The sequence below is a fragment of the Wolbachia endosymbiont of Drosophila baimaii genome, assembly GCF_028982185.1.
GTDB classification, from domain to species: Bacteria; Pseudomonadota; Alphaproteobacteria; order Rickettsiales; family Anaplasmataceae; genus Wolbachia; species Wolbachia pipientis.
Map to the genome: position 1 here is coordinate 1 of NZ_JAPQLE010000142.1, position 636 is coordinate 636.

Genomic DNA, 636 nt, shown 5'->3' on the forward strand with positions numbered 1-636 from the left:
ATATTCTCTTACCATTTCTAATCCTCCAAAATTTTATTTTACCCAAAAAAACTCTTTTCTTTCTCTCCACTTTTTCTGGGTAAGGTCAGTTTACTGGCCTCTCCATGAGTGAGATTGAAAAATTAAGTGGAAATCTGTGAACGGTTACCTTGGATGACAGAAAAGAGTGTTGGAAGGAGGCAATATTAAAAACTTAATTTCAGTCCAGCCAAGAACACATAACCAGAGTTGTTATTTTCTATTTTAGGCTCTTTTGTACTAAACTTTACAATATCGAAATAGTATGAAGTACCTAAAAAAAGAGAATTTTCAAGACTTAAAGCATATGATGTTAACTCGTTTGTACCTTCGCCTGCAATATCCCTACCACTACTAAAATATGTTAAGCTCGATTTGTAAGAATCAGAACGGTAAGCGATACCTGCATTCATATAATACGTATTATTTGTTTCAGGATTACGCTTCTCACCAGATTTACCACCATTACCATACGAAAAAATGCAATCAAGATCGAACAATTTTAGCTTCAAACCAAAATTCCAGTGTAGTATAGCTCTTTCCATAAAAGTCCGGATGTGGTAGGATAAGGATAGATGATGATAAGGAGGTTGAACGCCAGCAGCATATAGTTATGAT

Annotated in this window: 1 pseudogene; it reads right to left on the minus strand. The window is 34.7% G+C overall.

Annotation, left to right across the window (positions count from 1 at the left end):
- Positions 1-185: 185 nt before the first annotated feature.
- Positions 186-551: pseudogene (locus OZD66_RS04905) on the minus strand (porin); the annotation flags it as partial.
- Between the last annotated feature and the right edge of the window lie 85 nt (positions 552-636).